The following is a 20,402-nucleotide window of genomic DNA, read 5'->3' as shown; positions in this document are numbered from 1 at the left end:
CCGCAGCTCTCCCCTAACCCACATCGCTGCCGGGGGGAACGTGCGTTTCTATCTAGAATAATGCCCCGGGCCAGAGCCCGGGGGAGCCATCGGGCAACGTCGCGTAGGGGAGTTAAGCTGCGAATGCGGCGGCAGCACGTTGCCGTGGGCGTCAGCCCATGGAAAACGTCCGGGCAAGAGAATAGGAAGGATCGGGGTATTGACCGTGAATCGGGAAGTAACCTGGGGCTTGGCGGGATGCGGCGACATTGCCGAAAAGCGGGTGGTGCAGGCCATTCAGGTATCGGCACGGGGCAGGCTGGCGGGCTGCACTCGCCGCGACCCTCAACGTCTGGCCGAGTTTCAGTCGCGGCACTCCATCCCCAAGGGCTATGCCGACTACCGGGAAATGCTCGGCGACCCCGAGCTGGCGGCCGTTTACCTGGCGACGCCCGTTTGGCTGCACAGCTCCCAGACCATTGAGGCCGCCGAAAACGGCAAGCACGTGTTGTGTGAGAAGCCCATGGCCATGAACCCACAGGAGTGCCGGCGCATGATCGATGCCTGCCGCGGCAACGGGGTCAAGCTGGGTGTCGCCTACTACCGGCGTTTCTATCCGGTGGTGCTGAAGATGAAGGATCTCCTGGATCGAGGGGCGATTGGCCGGCCCATTCTGGTGCGGTCCACCCTGGTGGAACATGCCCGGTTGAATGAGGGAGGCCATCCGGGCTGGCGATTTGTGCGGGACCAGGGGGGCGGCGGTCTGCTGATGGATATGGCCAGCCACCGGCTGGACGTGCTGGTCATGCTCTTCGGACCTCCCGAGTCGGTGTCGGCCTTGACCGATACCCGCGTCTGTCCCATCGAAGTCGAGGACACCGGAAGTCTGCTCATCCGTTTTGCCGGGGGGATTCACGCCATGGTCTTCGCCAGCCACTGCGTCGATCCTCCGCGAGACGATTTTGAGATTCTGGGTACCGAGGGCTGTTTGAAGTCGGCGCCTCTTAACGGAGATCGCCTGGAATTGACGGGAGCAGGTGTCACCACGTTTTCGACTCCCAAGGCGGAGAATGTCCATCGGCCGCTGGTCGAGGATTTCAATGGCGCAATCCTGGAAGATCGCACTCCCGCCGTTCCGGGGGATGAGGGGATGAAGGCTTCTCTGTTGCTGGAGGCAGCCTACCTGTCGGCCCAATCGGGGCAGGTCGTTCGTCTGGATCGTTTGACGGATGGCGGCAAGAGTTGAGACCCATCCTTTGCCAAGGAGACTGACGGCATGGCGGAAATCGGGTTTGGAATCATCGGGTGCGGAGGGATCTCCGATGTGCATGCCCAGGCCATTCAATCCATTCCCGGCGCCCGGCTGATCGGTTTCCACAACCGGACCCGGCCTCGCGCCGAGCGTCAGGCCGAGCGCTACGGCGCCAGTTGGGACCTGGACCTGGATCGTTTTCTGGAGCGCCCCGGAATGGATGCCGTGAGTGTCTGCACTCCCACTGGAACACACGGTGAGCTGGGGATGCTTGCGGCCCGGGCCGGCAAGCACGTCATGGTGGAGAAGCCCATTGAGGTGAGCCTGGAAAAGGGCAGGCTTCTGACCGCTGCCTGCCGGGAGGCCGGCGTCCGACTGGGAGTCATTTTTCAATCTCGTTTTCTGCCGGCGGTTCAAAGGATTCGGGCTGCAGTCCAGGACGGGGCTCTGGGGAAGTTGCTACTGGCGGAGGCGGCGGTGCAGTGGTTTCGCAAGCCCGACTACTTCCGGTCCGGCCCCTGGCGGGCTACCTGGGCCCTGGACGGCGGAGGGGCGCTGATCAACCAGTCCATTCACACCATCGACCTGCTGCAATACCTGGTGGGCCGGCCCAGGTCGGTGTTTGGATTTGCCAAGAATCTTCTGCATGCCTCCATCGAGGCGGAGGATACCGCGGTGGCTGTTATAGAATTCCAGGGCGGGGCCTTGGGCGTGCTTCAGGGAGCCACCTCCCTGCGGCCGGGGTTCCCGAGGCGCCTGGAGATCTTCGGCGAGAAGGGCAGCCTGCTTCTGGAGGGGGATGAGATCGCGCGCTGGGACGTGCCGGGGACGAGCAGCGGCAAGGAACATCGAACGGCAGCCGGGTCGGGGGACTCCGATCCGTTCTCGGCATCCATGGAGTCGGAGGTGACCAACCATCGACGCCAGTTCCAGGATTTCATGGCTGCCATTCGGGAGGAACGGTCTCCCCTGGTGGACGGGGAAGAGGGCCTCAAGGCCCTTGAGATTGTTCTGGCGGTCTATCGCTCGGCCAGAGAGAGAAGGCCGGTGGAGTTCCCGCCGGATTGATGCGAAGGAATTCATAGGAGAACGTCATGGCACAAACGATCGGATTCATCGGTCTGGGCATCATGGGGAAACCCATGGCCAGAAACCTCATCAAGGCTGGGTATCCACTGGTGGTCTACAATCGGACCGCTTCCAAGGCCGCGGAGCTGGTGGAGTTGGGAGCACGCCAGGTCGGGTCGCCCAGGGAGGTGGGAGCCAGTGCGGAGGTGGTCATCACCATGGTGTCCGATTCCCCCGAGGTGGAGTCGGTCATTTTGGGCGACAACGGGGTGATCGAGGGTATTGCCGAGCATGGGGTTGTGGTGGACATGAGCTCCATTTCTCCCATCACCACCCAGCGGATCGCCGCAGAATTGAAAGGCCGGGGCGTCGCCATGCTGGACGCTCCCGTCAGCGGCGGCGAGATCGGCGCCATTCAGGGGATCCTCTCCATCATGGTCGGGGGCGAGGAATCGGTGTTTTTGCGAGTCAAGCCCATTCTGGAGAGCATGGGCAAGAGCGTGGTGCGTGTCGGAGAGGTGGGGGCGGGAGGGTTCGCCAAGCTCTCCAATCAGGTGATTGTGGCCGGTGTGCTCCAGGCAGTTTCCGAGGCCATGGTCCTGGCCAAGAAGGCCGGTGTGGACATCCAACTGGTGTATGAGGCCATTCGCGGCGGCATGGCCGGCGGACGGACCCTGGACATGAAGATCCCGGCCTTTGTGGAGGGCAAGTTCGAACCCGGTTTCAAGATGGACCTGCACATCAAGGACATCAAGAACGCTCTGCTGGCCGGCAAGGCCCTGGGAGTGGCTCTGCCATCCACCGGCCTGGTGCACGAGATGTTTTCCTCCTGCAGTGCCCAGGGCAAGGGACAGAAGGATCATTCAGTCATTTTCACGCTGATGGAGCAACTCGCCGGGTTGAGGTAGTCGTTCCGCGGCTGGGCGGCGGAGAAGGTGTACCGTCCCCCGAAGGTCGGCAACTCCTGCAGCCGAGGCCGCTTCAGGAGAGTGGCGCTTTGCGATTCCAGGAGCATGTGACGCCGTATCGACTTGTTCGCTGTGAGGACCTTGAGTCCCTGCGTTCCATGATGGTGAATGGCGCATTCGCCTGCGCGTTCGAGGGTGACCATTCGATCCTGGTCCCGATTCCGGACGCAGGAAGCCATGCCGGGGACGACTGGGCCTGCTTCCGCATTGACGCGGATATTCCACTGGGCGCGGTCGGAGTTGCCGCCGAGGTCACGGGGTTGCTGGCGGCAGCCGACATAAGCGTGCTGGTGATGAGCGGCTACCGTACCGATTACTTTCTTGTCCGTGACTCGCAGCGGCAACCGGCCCGGGATGCCTTGATCGGTGGGGGGCATGATGTCGACGTGCATCGTGAATGCGTGTAGCGCTGGGGACGTTGTTGAATTACTGGAGTAACTTGGACCGGTAGCTCCGGAATCGCCTTTGTTCAATAGCGTCACCGACGCCCTCTTGAAAAGTTATTCCAGTAATTCAACAACGTCCCCTACCCCCCCTGCCAGCCCGAGGCATTCAGCAAGCCGCGTAGGCGGCGGAAGCAATCATTCCTGGTGCTCGATCCCAAACAGTCCGGTGGGCCTGCAAGGCGGGTTAGTCGGAGGGTTCCGGGCGGTTTCCCGAATCCTTGACGAAAATGAAGACGTGCTGCCAGGGAAGAAAATCGAGCCGGGACTGAAGTCGGAAACCCATGGGCAGGATTTCCAGAAGGACCTGCTTGACCGTCATCTTGTGTTCCGGCCGGATGGGCACCGTCGGATCCTCGCCACGGTATTCGACCACAACCATGCGGCCGTCCTCCTTGAGGGAATTGCGGATCTTGGCGACCATCTCCTCCGGGTGCTGAAACTCGTGGTAGACATCCACCATGAGCACCAGGTCCACCGATTGGGCGGGCAGAATCGGATCCACCGGCGTCCCCAGGATGGACCGGACATTGCTGATGTTCCGCTTCCTCATTTCCACCCCTAGACGCTCCAGCATCTCGGGCTGAATCTCCACCGCCAGGACTCGACCCTCGGGACCCACCCGCCTGGCGATTCTCCAACTGAAGTAACCGATTCCGGCCCCCACGTCCGCCACCGTCATCCCGGGTTTGATCTCAAGGGCATCCAGCAAGCGGTCGGGCATCTCCGTCTTCTCGCGCTCGGGGCGATTGAGCCAGTCGGCCCCGCTGGCGCTCATCACGGGAGCAATCACGCGCCCCTTGTAGCGAGGTGGACCCTGGGCGATGCTGTCGGAGGCGGCTCGAGGGAGTGCCGACGCCAGGGCCGCTGTCAGAAGCAGGGAATAGAGGAGGTTAACGAGAGGGTGCTTTGAGCGGATGCGGAAACGGTTCTGGGAGAGTTCAGGCAATCTCACCGGCACTTCTTCTCACGCTTGGCCCTGCGCTGTTCGTACTCGGCGCGCATGGCCGCGAATTTCCGGGCTTGGTCCGGATTCAGCTCTTTGCGAATCCGCTCCGCCATCTGTTGGCGAATGGTTTCGAACTGGGGCTTGACGCTCTTGTGCAGCCCGCGGAATTGCTGGTGGGATTCATCCAGTATGGCCTGTATTTGCGTCCTCTGCTCGTCGGAGAGGTCGAGCCGCCCCTGCAGTTTCTCAATAAAGGATCCGCGGGAGTGGTGGTGGTGGCCCTTGCCGGAAATCGACCAAAGAACGGTCCGACTAAGCGAGGCGCCGGCCACCGCCCCCAGCAGGAAGACTACCGCAATGATCAGCAGGGCCTTGAATTTAGAAAGATTCATCATAGTCGTCATCCTCCGCGACTCCAATTGCGGGGTCTCCCATCAAAGTCCGGACGACCAGATTCCGATCTCCGGCAACAGCTTCCGAGAATATGGCTTCCGTCACTCCCTCCTGCTGCTCAGAGAAGGATTCGAGCAGAGGGTCCTCCCACTGGGCAACGACCGGTGCTTCCGATGGTCCTTGAAGGTAGGCCATGGCCCCCAGGAGAATCGTCACAAGCGCCATCACCGGAATGGCTCTGAGGGCCATCGCGCGAAGCGGCAGCCAGAAGAGGTAGACCTCCCGGTGGCTCTCCAGGCGGTTGACCAGCCTCCGTGCAAATCCCGGGGAGGGTTCCGGAGCGTCGTTCAACTTGATCATCCGCATCAGCGCTCGTATCCACCCCAGGGCGCGCAGGTGCCGACTGTAGTCCGAACGACCGGCCAGGTGGCGCTCAACCATTTGCTTCTGTTCCAGAGGCAGCTTGGACTCTGCAAACTCTTCCAGCAGCAATCGCACGTTTCGATGGCCCATATGGCTACTTCCTCCGAGGGAGCCTCCCTTTCTCATAGGCACGCCGCAACCGGTTGCGCGCCCGGAACAACCTCAGCTTTACCGCGTTCTTGGAAATCTTGAAAATCTCGGCCAGATCCTCGACGGAAAAGTCCTCCATCTCTTTCAAAACGAGCAACATGCGATCTCCAGGCGGCAGCAGGCTCAGCAAGCGGTCCGAGATCTCCCGCAACTCCACGGTCTTGGCGATATCGGGAAGCCTGGATTCCGTGAGCGACGGCAGACTCTCAAAGGCCGCGGCCTCACTCTCGGAAAGATCCGAGTAGTTGATCTGAGGGGTGCGCTTGCGCTTGCGCAAATGGTCATAACACTGGTTGACTACGATGCGGTAGAGCCAGGCTTGAAAGGAGGAGTCCAGACGAAACTGGGACAGAGAAAAGTACAGCTTGGTAAAGACCTCCTGCGCGACGTCTTCTACCTCCTCCGGGGATCTCAGGACCTGGTAGATCAGACCGAACACTCTTTGCTGGCAACTGCGGACCAGTTCTTCAAAGGCCTGCACATCGCCTTGCTGGCTGCGTCGAACCAGTTCGGTCTGCGGCGTCATGGCCCCGGCGTTCCCGACCGCAGCCCGGCTGTTTGGGACATACATTTACAACGAAGCCGCGGCTGCTTCGGTTTCTTTTTTTTGGTGGCGGTGGCGTCCGGCCTCACTGGAGGCCGGCTCATGGAATGTGCCCGACTACCGATTCCAGATCCAGGGAAACCCCGATGGAACTCCAGGCCATCGGCAGAGGGGCCACTACGATTATGACGGTTCCGGAGAGGAACTGGAAGCACCGGTGCTCAGTGGAGTCCCCCGAACCGGCGGCCGGGGGACAGTCAAAAAATCATCTTGACATGGTACAGACAGATGTCTATGCTGACGCGTGTCTGTATGCAGAGGTGGCGTCAATTGCATGTGTGTCGCTTCAACGACTGCCACCCCTGGTTGCAGACAGCAGCAAGGAAACTCCCGGAACGCAGGGCATTGCCGGCCTTCAGGAGGGGAGCCTCATGAGAGCGTTAACCGAAAAGCAGCGCCGGGTGTACGAGTTTATTCAGGACTACTTCATCCGTCACGGACTGCCTCCGTCGGTGAGAGAGGTAGCCCGGGCGCTGGGAAAGTCAGCCCAGGCCATCCAGCAACACATCGAGGTCCTGCGGGCCAAGGGTTATCTGGACCACCAGCCTTCCAAGTCGCGCGCCAACGTGCCCCTGGCAGGGGTTTCCGAGAATGAGCGGGTGGTGGATCTGCCCCTGCTGGGACGCATCCAGGCCGGCCTCCCGATTCTGGCGGAGGAGAACCGGGAGGGGACGATTCCTCTGCCACGCGAATGGGTCGGGGACGAAACCGTCTTTCTGCTCAAGGTGGAAGGGGACAGCATGATCGACGCTCACATTCTGTCGGCGGATATGGTTCTGGTTCGAAAACAGCCCCTGGCCGAAAACGGAGAGATCGTGGTGGCTCGGGTCAACGGAGACGAGGCCACGCTGAAACGTTTCTATCGATTGGACGGAAAGATCCGTCTAAAGCCGGAAAACCCCCGCTACCAGGTCATTGAGCTGGGAGCGGATGAGGTTGAGATCGTTGGGAAGGTGATCGGAGTCTTGCGGAGATTCTAGGATTCGCGCCCGGGGGACCGTCGGATGAAATTTCTCCCGTGCCGTCAGGAAGATCTATTTTGAGGAAAGATAACCAGGAGGTTTCCATGGAACTGACACTGCCGGTGGAGACGGCTGAATGGCTGGACCGATTTCGAGAAAGGGTCCACAGAGAGCGTCAGATCCTGGGGATGCTGATCGCCTGGGGGTTTGCCGGTGCGGCCTTCGAGATTCACCGCGATATTGAAGCTCGATTGAAAAGCATTCGGGAAACGCAAGGGCCGTCAGCAGATTCTCGGATCCCTGATTTTTCCGACCTGCTGGGACGGGAAATTCGCCGGATTCTCCGCAGCCACTACCTGGAGAGTCCGGGTGTTCCCCGGGCTCGGCAGAATCGCCGTTTTCTCCAGGCCGCCTACCTGAATGGGTTCGAGAAGACGACCTCCCGTTTGATTCAGCTCTATGGTCCGTATTGGGGAGATCCGCCGGATATCTCCGAGGACTTGGAAGCAGCCTGATCGACCATTCCTCGTAGGGCCGGCGCAAATTCGTCCCGCCACCTGCGCAGCTCCCCGCAGTCGGTTTACCCACGGTCCGATTCTGGCGTAAAATGGCTCCGGTCGAACCCTCCTTCCTGTCCCGGTGCCGATGATCGAGTTGAGCCAACCCGCGCAGTGCCTGTTCTGTCCTCAGAGGCGCAGGATCGCGCTGATCATGAAAATCGTGCTGGCTTTCAGCGCGGCTCTGATCGTCGGAGTTCTGCTGTTCCTGAGAGCCTGGCAAAGGGAGAGCAGCGCCTCTCCGGCGGTCGTCCGGACCGGCGAAAGGGCTGCGTCCATGGTGCCGAATCGGTCGACGGCACCCTTGGCCGACACAGGGGAGCCGGGGTTGCTGACGGCCCAGGGTCGCGAGAGGCTTCAACGCCTGCGCCGGCAGGGTAATGCGGTTCAGGCGGAGTTGAACGGGCTCCTGGCGAATCGCTCGCCGGCTCTGGACAGGTCGCGCCGGTTGTTGAGGGGCCGGCTCAAGGAACTGCTGGTGCAAAGGGTGCTGCTGCTTGGGGAGTACGCGGGCAACCCGGGGGAAGCGAGGGCCGCGGAGCGGAATCAGGTCCTGTCGGCCGTGGATCGGGAGCTGGAGCTGCTCGAGGAACAACTGGCGCTCTTGAATCGGACCGCTGCCCGGAATTGAACTGCTCGCCCCCGGAATTTGCCCCAGCCGTTTCCTTCAAACTCAGGGTTGTTTTTTCGCCCTGTCCGTCCCGAAGGAACAAATTCAATGAAAACGCCCTCATATCGAGCCTTCAAGTCCTTTGCCGAATTGGCTCGGATTCGCCCGCGATCCCCCAAGGCGGTCCCGGAAAAGCCCAAGGCCCCGGGTGGATTGCCCGAGACTCTCAGCGACGGCGATCTGTTTGCCCTGTCCATGCGGGATGTAGTTCCCCTGGGTTGGAGTTCCATTCCATCCCGGCCGACTCCGGCATTGGAGATACCGGACCCCATCGACGACGAGGAAGAAGGGTTGCGCTTGCTGCAGGAGTTTGTTTCGGGGAAAGGGCGTTTCGACTTGACCATGAGTGGAGAATACCTGGAGGGGACGCCGCATCCCGAGGGCCGCCGCTGGATCGGTGGCTTGAGGAAGGGGCGTTTTTCGGTGCAGGCTCACCTCGATCTCCACGGATTGATCGCCACCGAGGCCAGGAAGGCGTTCGAGGATTTCATCCATTCCAGCCTCAAGCGGGGCCACGGTTGCGTTCGTGTGGTTCACGGTCGGGGAAACCACTCGCCGGAAGGCCAGCCGACATTGAAGGACAAGCTGTCGAAATGGCTGGACACGCGGCGCATGAGCCGTCACGTCATCGCCTATGCATCGGCTCGCCTTGCGGACGGCGGCGGCGGAGCCCTCTATATTCTCTTGCGGCGCCGCTGATCCGCACGTGGAACCGTCAGGCCCGCCGGCCTGGTGATTCGAAACTCGATCCTGGCCAAGCCCTCACCCCAATTCCGGCAGTCTCGGCCGGATAATCTCTTGTTTCCGGAGGTATTGCATGTCCAACCCACCACTGAGCAGCCGAACCATCCTGCAGGGCAGGGATCGCGCCCCCGCACGGTCCTTCCTGAAGGGCATCGGGTATACCGACGAGGACCTGTCCAGGCCCATTGTCGGAATCGCCAATACCTGGATCGAGGCCATGCCCTGCAATTTTCACCTGCGGACTCTGGCCGTAAAGGTCAAGGAAGGTGTGCGGGCTGCCGGCGGGACCCCCATGGAGTTCAACACCATCGCGGTGAGCGATGGAATCACCATGGGTACCGAAGGAATGAAGGCCTCGCTGGTAAGCCGTGAAATTGTGGCGGACTCGATCGAGCTGGTGGGCCGGGGCTACATGTTCGATGCCATGATCGCCCTGGTTGGCTGCGACAAGACCCTGCCGGGAGGCGCCATGGGTCTGATGCGGCTCAATGTGCCCTCGCTGGTGTTGTATGGGGGTTCCATCGCCCCGGGGAGGCATCGAGGGCGGGACATCACCATCCAGGACGTCTTCGAAGCCGTGGGCGCCAATGCGGCGGGACGCATCAGCGATGCCGAGTTGCTGGAGATCGAGAACACGGCCTGTCCGGGGGCGGGCGCCTGCGGCGGCCAGTACACGGCCAATACCATGGCCACGGCCCTCGAATTCCTGGGCCTGTCTCCAATGGGTTCCTCCAGCGTGCCGGCCACCGATGCCCGCAAGGATGGGGTGGCTTTCGAGGCCGGAAAGCTGGTGATGGACCTGGTCCGGAGCGGCACCTGCCCCGGAGACCTGATTTCTCGTCAATCCTTCGACAACGCAATTGCCAGTGTGGCGGCCACGGGTGGATCCACCAACGCCGTTCTGCACTTCCTGGCGCTGGCCCGAGAAACGGGGGTGGAACTGGAGATCGACGACTTCGACAAGATCAGCTTGCGGACGCCCTTGATCGCCGACTTGAAGCCCGGAGGACGGTTTGTAGCCGTGGACGTCGATAAAGCCGGCGGGGTGCCTGTGATTGCTCAACGGCTGGTGGATGGCGGATTTGTGGATGGTGCTCAAAAGACCGTCACCGGCCGGACCCTGGGAGAGGAATGCCGGGAAGCCAGAGAAACGCCGGGCCAGGAGGTGTTGCGCCCGCTGTCCAACCCTGTCAAGAACACGGGTGGCCTGGTGATCCTGCACGGCAACCTGGCCCCGGAGGGATGCGTGATCAAGGTGGCCGGCCACGAGAGGCTCTACCACCGAGGTCCGGCGCGCGTCTACGATCGGGAGGAGCCGGCCATGGAGGCGGTGACCCGTGGAGAGATCCAGGCGGGTGACGTGATGGTCATTCGCTACGAGGGCCCTCGTGGAGGACCTGGCATGAGGGAGATGCTGGGGGTTACGGCTGCCGTGGTGGGAGCAGGGCTGGGCGAGAGCGTGGCCCTGCTCACCGACGGGCGATTCAGCGGCGCCACCCGAGGACTCATGGCCGGCCACGTGGCACCCGAGGCAGCGCGCGGCGGCCCCATCGCAGCGGTACGCGAAGGGGACATGATTGTGGTGGACATCGACCGGCGTCGGCTGGATGTCGAGCTGTCCGAGGAGGAGATTGGGCGGCGCCTGTCCCAATGGACCGAGCCCGAGCCGCGCTATTCCTCCGGGGTGTTCGCCAAGTACATGGCTCTGGTTTCTTCGGCCTCACAGGGAGCGGTCACAAGACCCACTGCGGGTTAGCGCTGTGGCTTACCCTCGGCAGAGAGGGATCGGCGGCGGGGACATGCCGCGCAGGTGAGAGACTCTCCCTTGGAGTCGAACAGGTCGGGGCCGCCGCAGGAGCCGCGCAGGCAGGGTCTTTTGAAGAAAAGGCCTACTGCCATGAGGACCATGACCACACCCACCACAACCAGCGTGACAAGGAAAAGACTCACGATCCACTCTCCCTCTCCGTGTCCGGACCAGTCCCGGTAGGCTTGCCCCCGAAATGACGCTGGAAGGCCGGCGTTTCCCTCTCACGGAAGGATCCCTCGCGGGTCCGCACCAGGAACAGCGCCGCCAGATCCTGCTCGGCCGCCAGGCGGTAGCCTTCGTCTTCCCCCAAGACCATCAGGGCCGTGGCATAGCCGTCGGCCCGCATGCAGGAAGTGGCCACCACGCTGACGGAAGCCAGCTCGTGCCTGACCGGACGGCCCGTCCTGGGATCGATGGTATGGGAGAGGTGTCCATCCTCCGCCTCGCGAAAATTTCGGTAGTCTCCGGAGGTGGCAACGGCCAGGTTCTCCAGGGGAAGGATTCGCTGGAAAGCCCTGCCGCCGGATATCGGTTTCTCAATCGCAATCCGCCAGGGGTTCCCGCCGGCATTGCGGCCGCTGGTTCTCACCTCGCCTCCCAGTTCCACCATATGCCTGGTGAGGTTCATTTCGGCCAGGACTTCCGAGATCCTGTCGACGGCATGCCCCTTGGCAATTGCCGAGAGGTCCAGGTAAAGGGCCGGCTCCTGCTTGAGAATCGTCGAATCCCGGGGGAACAGTTCAATTTTGGCCCAACCGCTTCGCAACTTCAACTGCTCTATCTCGGCGGCCGTCGGGGGCGATGCGGGGTGAGGCGCGGGCCCGAAGCCCCAGGCATTGACCAGGGGGCCGACCGTTATGTCGAAGGCTCCGCCCGTCATCCGGCTGATTCTTTGGGCTTCCGCCAGCACGGTGAAGGTTTCCCGGGAAAGCGGTTGGGGGGTGGTTTCCCGCGAGCGGTTCAGGTGGGAAATTTCGGAAGCTTCCCTGTAGGTCGACATCTTGCCGTCGACATCCTGCAGTTGCGCCTGAATGGCCTCGCGCACCGCCTCCTGCCGTTGTTCCGGCAGCCGGGATGCCACCACCTTCACCTCGAAGGTCGTCCCCATGCTGCTTCCCTGGAAGCGGTATTCCTGGACGAAGTCTGGCGCCTGACATCCCGTTGCAACCGTCAGCAGGACCAGCAGGAGATACCCGGCCGCCGATCCGGGACGGCCTGGTTGCCGAGCGGCATGAACGGCCGACTTCGAAGTCGTAGGTCCGCGTCCCGATGGCTTGTCCCGGGCCACGACCCGGCCCGAGCCCGGCTGACGCCCACGGCTACCTGTTGCCGCCGCATTCGCGGCTGTCAAGGAGGCTGGCTCATGCAGCGTTTTTGCAGATGAGTAACGGGCTTGCGCTTGAGTTTGGTTCACCGGTGTTTGCCGCCGCTGCGTTCGCGGCTCTAACCCCCTATGTGACGTCTGCGTCCCAATGGCTCGTCCCGGGCCACGGCCCGGGACATATTCCAAATAGAAAAGCACGTTTCCCCTTGCAGTGTTGTGGGTTAGGGGAGAGCTGCGAATGCTGCGGCTGACGTGGGTTACCCGGCGAGACGCTACCTACGGGCCATCCTTATAGAGCTGCGTAGCTGCGGCTCAGGGTAGCCCCGGGCGGCAGCCCGGGGTCGTATGGTTTCTACGCCAACCCAGCCGCGAATGCGGCGAATAGAAAGCACCCGTTCGAGAACGCATTGCTTTCCCAATGAAATACCGCCCCACGTCACGCTTACACGCTGCCGCCACCCACGCGGCACTTCCTGTGCTACTGATTGTCACTCTCGGGACGCCGCGTTTGCCCCCCTCCGGCTCGACTGCGGGCGGAATCTCCTATGTGGCGATCTCGCCGATTCCGTCCCCCCACCGGTTCGACTGCGGGCGGAGCCCTTGTCTCACCGACTCCCCCTCCAGGGGGGAGTGATACTTGAGGCTTGCACAAGGCGTATTGCCCGATTCCTGGGTGCGATGTAAAACATGTTCGCGGTCTAATGTGTAAACGACGTGGCCGTTTTGTACCGAAGCCGAGCCGGCAGGCGAAGGCTGATGCGGTGGGGGGGACACCGGGCTGCCAGGTTGCGGCCAAGCCAAGTCGCTTCAGCTACACCGGCTGTGAAATACCGGCCTAGCCGCCGAAGTCGTCGAAGGCGATGTTCTCCGGCTCTACCCCCAGGTCATCCAGCATCTTGAAGCAGGCATTCATCATCGGGGGGGGACCACAGATATAGTACTCGATGTCTTCCGGGGCGGGGTGGTCCTTGAGGTAGTTGTCGTAGAGGACCTGATGGATGAAACCGGTGTAGCCGGTCCACTGGTCCTCGGGCAGGGGTTCCGACAGGGCCAGGTGCCATTTGAAGTTGGAATTTTCAGCCTGGATCTGGTTGAAGTCATCGAGGTAAAAGGCCTCGCGGAGGCTGCGGGCTCCATACCAGAAGCTGACCTTCCGCTGAGTGTTCAAGCGGCGAAACTGATCGAAGATGTGGGAGCGCATGGGGGCCATGCCGGCGCCGCCGCCGATGAAGACCATTTCCGCCTCGGTGTCCTTGGCGAAGAACTCGCCGAAGGGGCCTGAGATGGTGACGTCGTCGCCCGGCTTCAGACCGAAGGTGTAGGAGGACATCTTTCCCGGAGGCGTTCCCTTGGGGCTGCGGGGAGGCGGGGTGGCCACCCGGATATTGAGCATGATGATCCCCTTTTCCTCCGGATAGTTGGCCATGGAGTAGGCTCGGTCCACGGGCTCCTCCACCGTGGACTGAATCTCCCACAGATTGAACCGGTCCCAGTCCTGGCGGAACTCTTCCTCGATTTCGAAGTCCCTGTATCCGACGGTGTGGGGTGGACAGGTGATCTGGATGTATCCTCCGGCGCGGAAGGGCACCTCTTCGCCGACAGGCAGCTCCAGCACCAGCTCCTTGATGAAGGTGGCCACGTTATGGTTCGAACGCACCTTGCAGCGCCACTGGCGAACGCTGAACACCTCTGGCGGGACACCGATCTTCAGGTCCTGCTTGACCTTGACTTGACAGGAGAGCCGGCACCCTTCCCGAGCCTCCCTGCGGGTGATATGGGGGGGCTCGGTGGGCAGCATGGCGCCGCCGCCCTCGAAGACGTCCACCTTGCATACGCCGCAGCTCCCCTTGCCACCGCAGGCCGACGGAATGAAGATCTTACGGGCCGCCAGGGCGCCCAGCAGGGTCCCTCCCGCGGGCACCTGAATGGTGTTGTCGGCATCGTCGTTGATCACGATGTTGACTTCGCCGCCGGCCACCAGCTTGCTCTTGGCGACCATCAGCACCACCACCAGCGAAAGGATGACCACGGTGAACATGATCACGCCCAGAATCACAGTCACAGTCATCAGGAACCGTCCCTCCTGCGATGCTTAAGTGTCCTGCCTCCTAGAGCTGAATGCCTCCAAAAGCCATGAATCCGATGGCCATCAGGCCGGTCAGGATAAAGGTCATGCCCAACCCCCTCAGCGCCGGGGGAACATTGCTGTAGCGCATTCTTTCCCGGATGGAGGCCAGAGCCACCACCGCCAGGAACCAGCCGATCCCGGAACCCAGTCCGAATACCACGCTCTCACCGAAGTTGTAGTCCCGCTCCACCATGAAGAGGGAAGCGCCCAGAATGGCGCAGTTGACGGCAATCAGGGGCAGGAAGACTCCCAGTGCCGCGTAGAGGGTGGGTACGAAGCGGTCCAGGGTCATCTCCACGATCTGGACCATGGCGGCAATGGTTCCGATGTAGCAGAGGAATCCCAGAAAGGAAAGGTCGTAGCCGGCCAGATCGGGATGGAGCCAAGCCAGAGCCCCCTCCGTGAGGGCGTATTTGAACAGCAGGTTGTTGATCGGCACCGTCACCGTGAGCACGAAGATCACCGCCAGGCCCAGGCCGAAAGCGGTGTTGATCTTCTTGGATACCGCCAGGAAAGAGCACATGCCCAGAAAGAAGGCCAGGGCCATGTTCTCCACAAAAATCGTCTTGACGGCCAGACCGAGATAATGTTCCAGCATGCCGTTCAGCCCTCCTCTTCCACCTGGTCGTGCTTCCAGACACGCAGCGCCCAGATGAAGCCGCCGATAATGAAAAATGCGCCGGCCGACAACGTCATCAATCCGTTGGGCGAGTACCACCCTCCCTCCGTCGCCAGGGGGAACACGGTGTGGCCAAAGAGTTTTCCGGACCCCAGCAGTTCCCGGAAGAAGCCGGTGGCCAGCAGTATCAGGCTGTAACCAAAGCCGTTGCCCAGGCCGTCCATGATGCTCAGGCTGGGCCGATTCTGCATGGCGAAGGCTTCAGCCCGCCCCATGATGATGCAATTGGTGATGATCAAACCCACGAACACCGAAAGTTGCTTGCTGATGTCGTAGAGGTAGGCCTTCAGGAACTGATCGGCGATGATCACCAGGGACGAAATGATGGTCAGCTGCACGATGATGCGGATGGAGCTGGGGATGTTGTTGCGAAGCAGGCTGACGAAGAAGTTGGAAAAGGTCAGAACGAAGATCACCGCCCCGCACATCACCACCGAGGTCTCCATCTTGGTGGTCACGGCCAGGGCCGAACAGATCCCCAGCACCTGCAGAGCGATGGGATTGTTTTCAAAGAGTGGATCGAGTAGCGCCTTGCGCCCGGGACCTGCCATTTCGCTTCCTCAGGATGACTTGCGGGTGTCGCGAAGTCTCTTCAAAAAGGGTCCGAATCCGTTTTCTCCCAGCCAGAACCGCAGCATGTTGGTGACGCCCCGGCTGGTAATGGTGGCGCCGGCCAGTCCGTCAACCCGATGAGGATCCTCCTCGGGAGGACCGGCCTGCCCCTTGATCACTTCGATCACCGTTTGACCGGCGCCGTCGAAGGCGAGCCGGCCGGGCCAGCGGGCCTTCCAGCGGGGATTGTCGACCTCGCCTCCCAATCCGGGGGTCTCGCCGTGTTGGTAGTAGGTGAGCCCCCGCACCGTCCTGGTATCGGCATCCAGGGACAGGAAGCCGTAAAGCGTGGACCAGAGCCCGTATCCCTCGATGGGGAGCACCACCATCTGCAGTTCCCCGGAGTCGTTGAGAACCTGGTAGACCACGGCGTGATTGGGCAGACGACTGATGCTCGAGTCGTTGGGCGGGGCTTCACGGCTGGAGTCGGGATCGTTGCGGGCTTTCCTCTGGTCAAAGGCAGAGGGGTCGATGTCCGGAACCTCCTCTCCGGACTGCAGGTCGACGACCACCGGCTTCACCACCCGAAATCGTTCCTGAACCTGTGCGGCGTCCAGTCTTTCGGTGGGTCGAGCCAGGCCTGCCGCCAGCAGGACGTTCTTGCGTTTGTCCAGGGCCGCGTTGGCCTGCTGCATTTCGCTGAGCGACACCGCCGAGGAAGAGACCAGCACGGCGCAGGCGACGCAAATCAGGCCGGCAAAGAGAATGGTGTAGCCGACGCTATGCTGCATAGCGGGCCCTCCTGCGCTTGACGTTGGCCTGAACCACGAAGTAGTCGATCAGGCCGGCAAACAGATTGACGAAGAGAATGGCCAGCATCATTCCCTCGGGGTAGGCCGGGTTGACCACCCGGATCAGGATAGCCAGGACCCCGATGCACAGACCGTATATGTACTTCCCGGTGTTGGAGTGGGAAGCCGAGACCGGGTCGGTGGCCATGTAGACTGCGCCGAAGGCCCACCCCCCCAAGACCACGTGCCAACCGAAGGGAACCGCCAGCAGGGGATTGGTGTCGGAGGCGATGGCATTGAGAAGGGTCGAGGCCGCCAGGGAGCCCAGCACCACACTCAACATGATGCGCCAGGAGCCCACCTTTGTCACGATCAGAATCAAGGCTCCGATGAGACACCCCAGGGTCGAGGTTTCGCCCATGGACCCGGGGATCAGACCCAGGAAGGCGTCCCACCAGCTCAGTCCCTCCAGGAGCACTTGATGCCCCAGGGTAGCCGCCTCGGCCAGCCAGGTCGCCCCGCTGACGCCGTCGGCGCTGGTTTGTGCCGCTACCCAGACCTTGTTTCCCGAAATCTCGGCGGGATAGGCAAAGAAGAGGAAGGCCCTGGCCGTCAGTGCCGGGTTCAGGATATTCATTCCCGTCCCCCCGAAGATCTCCTTGCCGACGATCACGCCGAAGGCAATGCCCAAGGCCACCTGCCACAAGGGTATGGTTGGCGGCAGGGTCAAGGGGAAGAGCATTCCCGTCACCAGGAACCCCTCGTTGATTTCGTGCTTGCGGATGACAGCGAAAAGAGCCTCGCAGTGGCCCCCGATCAGGAAGGTGACCAGCAGCACGGGAAGGTAGTAGAGCGCACCGTGCAGCATGCAGGCCATTGGGTCGCCCGGGTCGAACCCGCCCAGCCCCAATTGGATCATCACCGCCGTCTGCCAGGTCTCCAGGGGGAGGGCCCCCTGGGAGATGGCCCGATGGGCCTGCAGGCCGGTGTTGTACATGGCCATGAACACCGCGGGAATGAGAGAGATGACCACCGTCACCATCATGCGCTTCAGGTCGAGTCCGTCCCGGACGTGGGAGCCGCCCTTGGTGACCTGTCCCGGCGTAAACAGAAAGGTGTCGAGCGCTTCGTAGAAGGGATAGGCGCGTTCCAGAGCTCCGCCCTTGTGAAAGTGCTTGGCCTGTGAATCCAGAATGGTGCGCAGGATCTTCATCAGCCTTCCTTCTCGATAGTGGTCAGAACCTGTCGCAAGAGGGGGCCGTACTCGACCTTGCCCGGGCAGACGAAGGAACACAAGGCCAGGTCCTCTTCATCCAGCTCCAGGCAGCCCAGTTCTACGGCCTTCTCGGTATCGCCCGCCAGCAGGGCCCTCAGTACGAAAGTGGGAAGGATGTCGAAGGGGAAGACGCGCTCGTACATCCCGATGGGAACCATGGCCCTGGAGGATCCGTTGGTCGAGGTGGTGAAGCGGAATTTCCTGCCCGGTATCAGCTTGGAGAGGTAGGTGTTGATGGTGGAATAGCGGTTGACCCCGGGCGAAAGCCATCCCAGGAACTCCCGGGAGCGGTTTTCCGGGAGAACGGATACTTGTTGATGATAGCGTCCCAGAAAGCCGAACGCCTCGCCCGAGGCAGTCCGGCCGGAAAGGACCGATCCCGAGATAATGCGGGACTCTCCTTCGGTCAACTCTCCCTGGGTGAGATCCCTGGTGGAGGCGCCCAATCGCGTCCTGAGCAGACGGGGCTGCCGGACCGAGGGGCCAGCCAGAGAGATGATCCGCTCCGGGTGCAACTGTCCGTCAGCGAAAAGTCTGCCGATTTCCACCACGTCCTGGAAGTTCAAGTGCCAGACCAGGCGATTCCTGTCTACCGGGTCGAGGGTGTGAATGTGGAAGCCGACGGTGCCGGAAGGATGAGGTCCTCTGAACTCCTCCCGGCGGAACTGGGAGTCGGAAGGAACGGGGAACCCGCTCGCCGGGCTCTCGCAAATGAAGACCGGCCCTTGGGTCAGCCTGGCCACGGTCCGCAGTCCCCGTTCGAAGGCCGCCTCCTGTCCTTCCAGCGCCAGGCGGGCAGGAAGCGCGTGAGGGTTGCTGTCCGTGGCGGTGACGAAGATCGAGCGCGGGGTTTCGGCCGGGTTGGCCACCCTGCCGAAGGGCCGGGCCCGCAACGCCGTCCAGAGGCCGGATTCGAGCAGTAGTTCCTGGACTTCGGTCCTGGTGAGGGAGCCGGGGTGCCGTCCGGTATAGGCGCTGAAGGTGACACTGTCGGCGCGGCCGCCCAGCTCGGAGGCGTCCAGTTGAATGACCAATGACTGAAAGGCGCGCCGCTCCCCCCGGTGGATGGCCGTCACCCGGCCCGAGGCCGGCGAGGTATATCGAACCCCGGAGGTCTTCTTGTCTTCGAAAAGGAGTTGGCCTCGACGAACCTCGTCCCCGACCCGCATGTGCATGGTCGGGCGCATACCCGGGTAGTCGGCGGCCAGCAGGGCCACCTGATGCGCCGGCGAGGCTGTGTCAATTCGGTGCTCGGGCTCGCCGGCGATTGGAAGATCCAGACCTTTGGTGTTTCTGTGAAGCATTCGACCTAAGGGTGGGGCCACCGGAAAGTCTCTCCCGGCGTTCGGAGCCGTCGAGCGGACTCCGCCAAACCGGGACAGCCTCCCGGAACCGACTCATAGGAGTGTGGCGCCACCAGACTACCGGCCTCCTCTCCGGCCTCCTCTGTTGTCCCGGTCTTGGCAGAGAGGTGCAGCCACCGCTGTGACGGCGGCGGCATCGATCGAGGACGTCGACATTCGAGTGTAAGTGGAATTCAAGGCGGGCAACGGAAACATCATCCCTTACGCCATGTTGTGAATAATCTCACAAACGAAAGCTTAACACCATGCCGGCGCAGAACACAAACGAAAGTTGGGGGCGATTCAAGCAGAAATTTTGCCGGACCGTCTCCTGATTCGCCGCGGGAGGGAGTGGACGGTTCAAGCACTCTTGCCCCAGGGGGTACAATCAAGGAGTCTGACGCGCAGCCAAGAGGATCAGGGACTATCTAATGTCAGTTGCGCCACCGGAATCCGGGGAAAGGAATGATGCACCATGTTGATGAACCTGCGACCGTTTTGGGCGGATATGGGAATCGGTCTTTATTGGCAACTCATGGCAGTTTGGTTCGTGGCGGCGGCCTTGATGGGCTGTTCCGCCTCCGGACCGGGAAACCCGAAGGTGCCCAAGGGGGCCAAGAGCTCGGGTGGAAAGCAAGCTCGGATCGAAACCGAAATGGGCAACATTACCATTGAATTCTACGCGGACGACTCTCCCACGGCCGTGGAGAACTTTCGCCTGTTGGCGGAGCATGGCTACTACGACGGACTCACCTTTCACCGGGTGGTGGAAGGCTTCATGATCCAGGGGGGAGACCCCCGAGGGGATGGGACCGGGGGCGAAAGCGCCTGGGGAGGCGAATTCAACGACGACATCGATCGTGGTTCCACCCTTTACCGGCGGGGCTATCGCCGCGGCATTGTAGCCATGGCCAACGCCGGCCCCGATACCAACGGCAGCCAGTTCTTCATCATGCACGGCAATTCGCGCCTGCAGCCCAACTATGTGATCTTCGGCAACGTGGTGGAAGGCATGCCGGTGGTGGATGCTCTGGCAACTGTTCCGACGGCCCGCAGCAGCAGCGGTGAGATGAGCCGGCCCACCCGGCCGCTGGTGATTAAAAAGGTCGAAATCCTGCCCTAGAATTAAGCTAACTATCTCCGACGGAGGTTCCACCGGGAAGCGGTCGGCACCTGTCTGAAACACCCCTGTTTCAGCCGCCCTGTCGCACGGTCCGGAGCCGAGCCTACCCCCCCACCGCATCAGCCTTCGCCATTCGGCGCTACTTTGCAGCGTCGCGATTGCCCCCCTCCGCATCAGCCTTCGCCTGCGGCTCGGCTTCTGCGACTCCCCCTCA

At 61.9% G+C, this 20,402-nt stretch carries 22 protein-coding genes; 10 read left to right on the top strand and 12 right to left on the bottom strand.

Features of this window, described 5'->3' with window-relative positions; genetic code table 11:
* Positions 1-205 precede the first annotated feature (205 nt).
* The 4 genes from OXI69_14940 to OXI69_14925 all read left to right on the top strand — a co-directional run bounded on the left by OXI69_14940 (position 206) and on the right by OXI69_14925 (position 3,674).
* On the top strand, positions 206-1,225 hold the full coding sequence (locus tag OXI69_14940) for a Gfo/Idh/MocA family oxidoreductase (GenBank protein ID MDE2667438.1): 1,020 nt from the start codon (positions 206-208) through the stop codon (positions 1,223-1,225).
* A 30-nt stretch (positions 1,226-1,255) separates the two neighbouring features.
* Positions 1,256-2,299: a Gfo/Idh/MocA family oxidoreductase gene (locus OXI69_14935; protein MDE2667437.1), complete on the top strand. Its 1,044-nt coding sequence runs from the start codon at positions 1,256-1,258 to the stop codon at positions 2,297-2,299.
* Positions 2,300-2,325: 26 nt separating this feature from the next.
* Positions 2,326-3,207, top strand: coding sequence for a 2-hydroxy-3-oxopropionate reductase (locus tag OXI69_14930; protein MDE2667436.1), 882 nt, complete (start codon positions 2,326-2,328; stop codon positions 3,205-3,207).
* Positions 3,208-3,365: 158 nt separating this feature from the next.
* Positions 3,366-3,674: an ACT domain-containing protein gene (locus tag OXI69_14925; GenBank protein MDE2667435.1), complete on the top strand. Its 309-nt coding sequence runs from the start codon at positions 3,366-3,368 to the stop codon at positions 3,672-3,674.
* A 223-nt stretch (positions 3,675-3,897) separates the two neighbouring features.
* Here OXI69_14925 and OXI69_14920 read toward each other — a convergent pair whose 3' ends face one another.
* The 4 genes from OXI69_14920 to OXI69_14905 are packed head-to-tail and all read right to left on the bottom strand — an operon-like array spanning position 3,898 to position 6,151.
* A complete protein-coding gene (locus tag OXI69_14920) occupies positions 3,898-4,665 on the bottom strand; it encodes a methyltransferase domain-containing protein (protein MDE2667434.1) in 768 nt (255 codons plus the stop codon).
* Complete coding sequence (locus tag OXI69_14915; GenBank protein MDE2667433.1) at positions 4,662-5,054, bottom strand: hypothetical protein; 393 nt, start codon at positions 5,052-5,054, stop codon at positions 4,662-4,664. The genes OXI69_14920 and OXI69_14915 overlap by 4 nt, the downstream gene beginning before the upstream one ends.
* A complete protein-coding gene (locus tag OXI69_14910) occupies positions 5,038-5,565 on the bottom strand; it encodes a hypothetical protein (protein ID MDE2667432.1) in 528 nt (175 codons plus the stop codon). Before OXI69_14910 ends, OXI69_14915 begins: the two co-directional genes overlap by 17 nt.
* A 4-nt stretch (positions 5,566-5,569) precedes the next feature.
* Complete coding sequence (locus OXI69_14905; protein ID MDE2667431.1) at positions 5,570-6,151, bottom strand: sigma-70 family RNA polymerase sigma factor; 582 nt, start codon at positions 6,149-6,151, stop codon at positions 5,570-5,572.
* A gap of 449 nt (positions 6,152-6,600) precedes the next feature.
* Here OXI69_14905 and lexA point away from each other — a divergent pair, with 449 nt between their 5' ends.
* The 5 genes from lexA (at position 6,601) to ilvD (ending at position 10,918) form a co-directional block, all read left to right on the top strand.
* Positions 6,601-7,209 carry a transcriptional repressor LexA gene (gene lexA, locus OXI69_14900; protein MDE2667430.1) on the top strand — a complete coding sequence of 203 codons (609 nt, stop codon included), beginning with the start codon at positions 6,601-6,603 and terminating at the stop codon, positions 7,207-7,209.
* A gap of 86 nt (positions 7,210-7,295) precedes the next feature.
* Positions 7,296-7,706: a hypothetical protein gene (locus OXI69_14895; GenBank protein MDE2667429.1), complete on the top strand. Its 411-nt coding sequence runs from the start codon at positions 7,296-7,298 to the stop codon at positions 7,704-7,706.
* Between the two features lie 196 nt (positions 7,707-7,902).
* Complete coding sequence (locus tag OXI69_14890; GenBank protein MDE2667428.1) at positions 7,903-8,379, top strand: hypothetical protein; 477 nt, start codon at positions 7,903-7,905, stop codon at positions 8,377-8,379.
* 87 nt (positions 8,380-8,466) lie between these two features.
* Entirely contained in the window at positions 8,467-9,117 is a 651-nt protein-coding gene (locus OXI69_14885; GenBank protein MDE2667427.1) for a Smr/MutS family protein, read from the top strand.
* A gap of 118 nt (positions 9,118-9,235) precedes the next feature.
* Entirely contained in the window at positions 9,236-10,918 is a 1,683-nt protein-coding gene (gene ilvD / locus OXI69_14880; protein ID MDE2667426.1) for a dihydroxy-acid dehydratase, read from the top strand.
* Here the strand turns inward: ilvD and OXI69_14875 are convergent.
* The 8 genes from OXI69_14875 to OXI69_14840 form a co-directional block, all read right to left on the bottom strand.
* The gene (locus OXI69_14875; protein MDE2667425.1) at positions 10,915-11,112 is read right to left on the bottom strand and encodes a DUF539 domain-containing protein; all 198 of its coding nucleotides are present in this window, start codon (positions 11,110-11,112) and stop codon (positions 10,915-10,917) included. The genes ilvD and OXI69_14875 overlap by 4 nt on opposite strands.
* Complete coding sequence (locus tag OXI69_14870) at positions 11,109-12,080, bottom strand: FAD:protein FMN transferase (GenBank protein ID MDE2667424.1); 972 nt, start codon at positions 12,078-12,080, stop codon at positions 11,109-11,111. The genes OXI69_14875 and OXI69_14870 overlap by 4 nt, the downstream gene beginning before the upstream one ends.
* Before the next feature lie 1,051 nt (positions 12,081-13,131).
* Positions 13,132-14,364, bottom strand: a complete 1,233-nt coding sequence (gene nqrF, locus OXI69_14865) for an NADH:ubiquinone reductase (Na(+)-transporting) subunit F (GenBank protein MDE2667423.1) — start codon at positions 14,362-14,364, stop codon at positions 13,132-13,134.
* Between the two features lie 40 nt (positions 14,365-14,404).
* Positions 14,405-15,019, bottom strand: a complete 615-nt coding sequence (nqrE, locus tag OXI69_14860) for an NADH:ubiquinone reductase (Na(+)-transporting) subunit E (GenBank protein ID MDE2667422.1) — start codon at positions 15,017-15,019, stop codon at positions 14,405-14,407.
* Positions 15,020-15,027: 8 nt separating this feature from the next.
* Entirely contained in the window at positions 15,028-15,654 is a 627-nt protein-coding gene (locus OXI69_14855; GenBank protein ID MDE2667421.1) for an NADH:ubiquinone reductase (Na(+)-transporting) subunit D, read from the bottom strand.
* A gap of 9 nt (positions 15,655-15,663) precedes the next feature.
* On the bottom strand, positions 15,664-16,446 hold the full coding sequence (locus OXI69_14850) for a Na(+)-translocating NADH-quinone reductase subunit C (GenBank protein ID MDE2667420.1): 783 nt from the start codon (positions 16,444-16,446) through the stop codon (positions 15,664-15,666).
* Positions 16,436-17,659, bottom strand: coding sequence for an NADH:ubiquinone reductase (Na(+)-transporting) subunit B (locus tag OXI69_14845; GenBank protein MDE2667419.1), 1,224 nt, complete (start codon positions 17,657-17,659; stop codon positions 16,436-16,438). The genes OXI69_14850 and OXI69_14845 overlap by 11 nt, the downstream gene beginning before the upstream one ends.
* Positions 17,659-19,026, bottom strand: coding sequence for a Na(+)-translocating NADH-quinone reductase subunit A (locus OXI69_14840; GenBank protein ID MDE2667418.1), 1,368 nt, complete (start codon positions 19,024-19,026; stop codon positions 17,659-17,661). The genes OXI69_14845 and OXI69_14840 overlap by 1 nt, the downstream gene beginning before the upstream one ends.
* A 514-nt stretch (positions 19,027-19,540) precedes the next feature.
* Between OXI69_14840 and OXI69_14835 the strand changes: the two genes are divergently transcribed.
* Positions 19,541-20,188: a peptidylprolyl isomerase gene (locus OXI69_14835; protein ID MDE2667417.1), complete on the top strand. Its 648-nt coding sequence runs from the start codon at positions 19,541-19,543 to the stop codon at positions 20,186-20,188.
* The last annotated feature ends 214 nt before the right edge of the window (positions 20,189-20,402 follow it).

It is taken from the genome of Acidobacteriota bacterium (assembly GCA_028875575.1).
In the GTDB taxonomy this organism is placed as follows: domain Bacteria; phylum Acidobacteriota; class Terriglobia; order Versatilivoradales; family Versatilivoraceae; genus Versatilivorator.
This window is presented reverse-complemented; position numbering and strand designations above follow the sequence as displayed.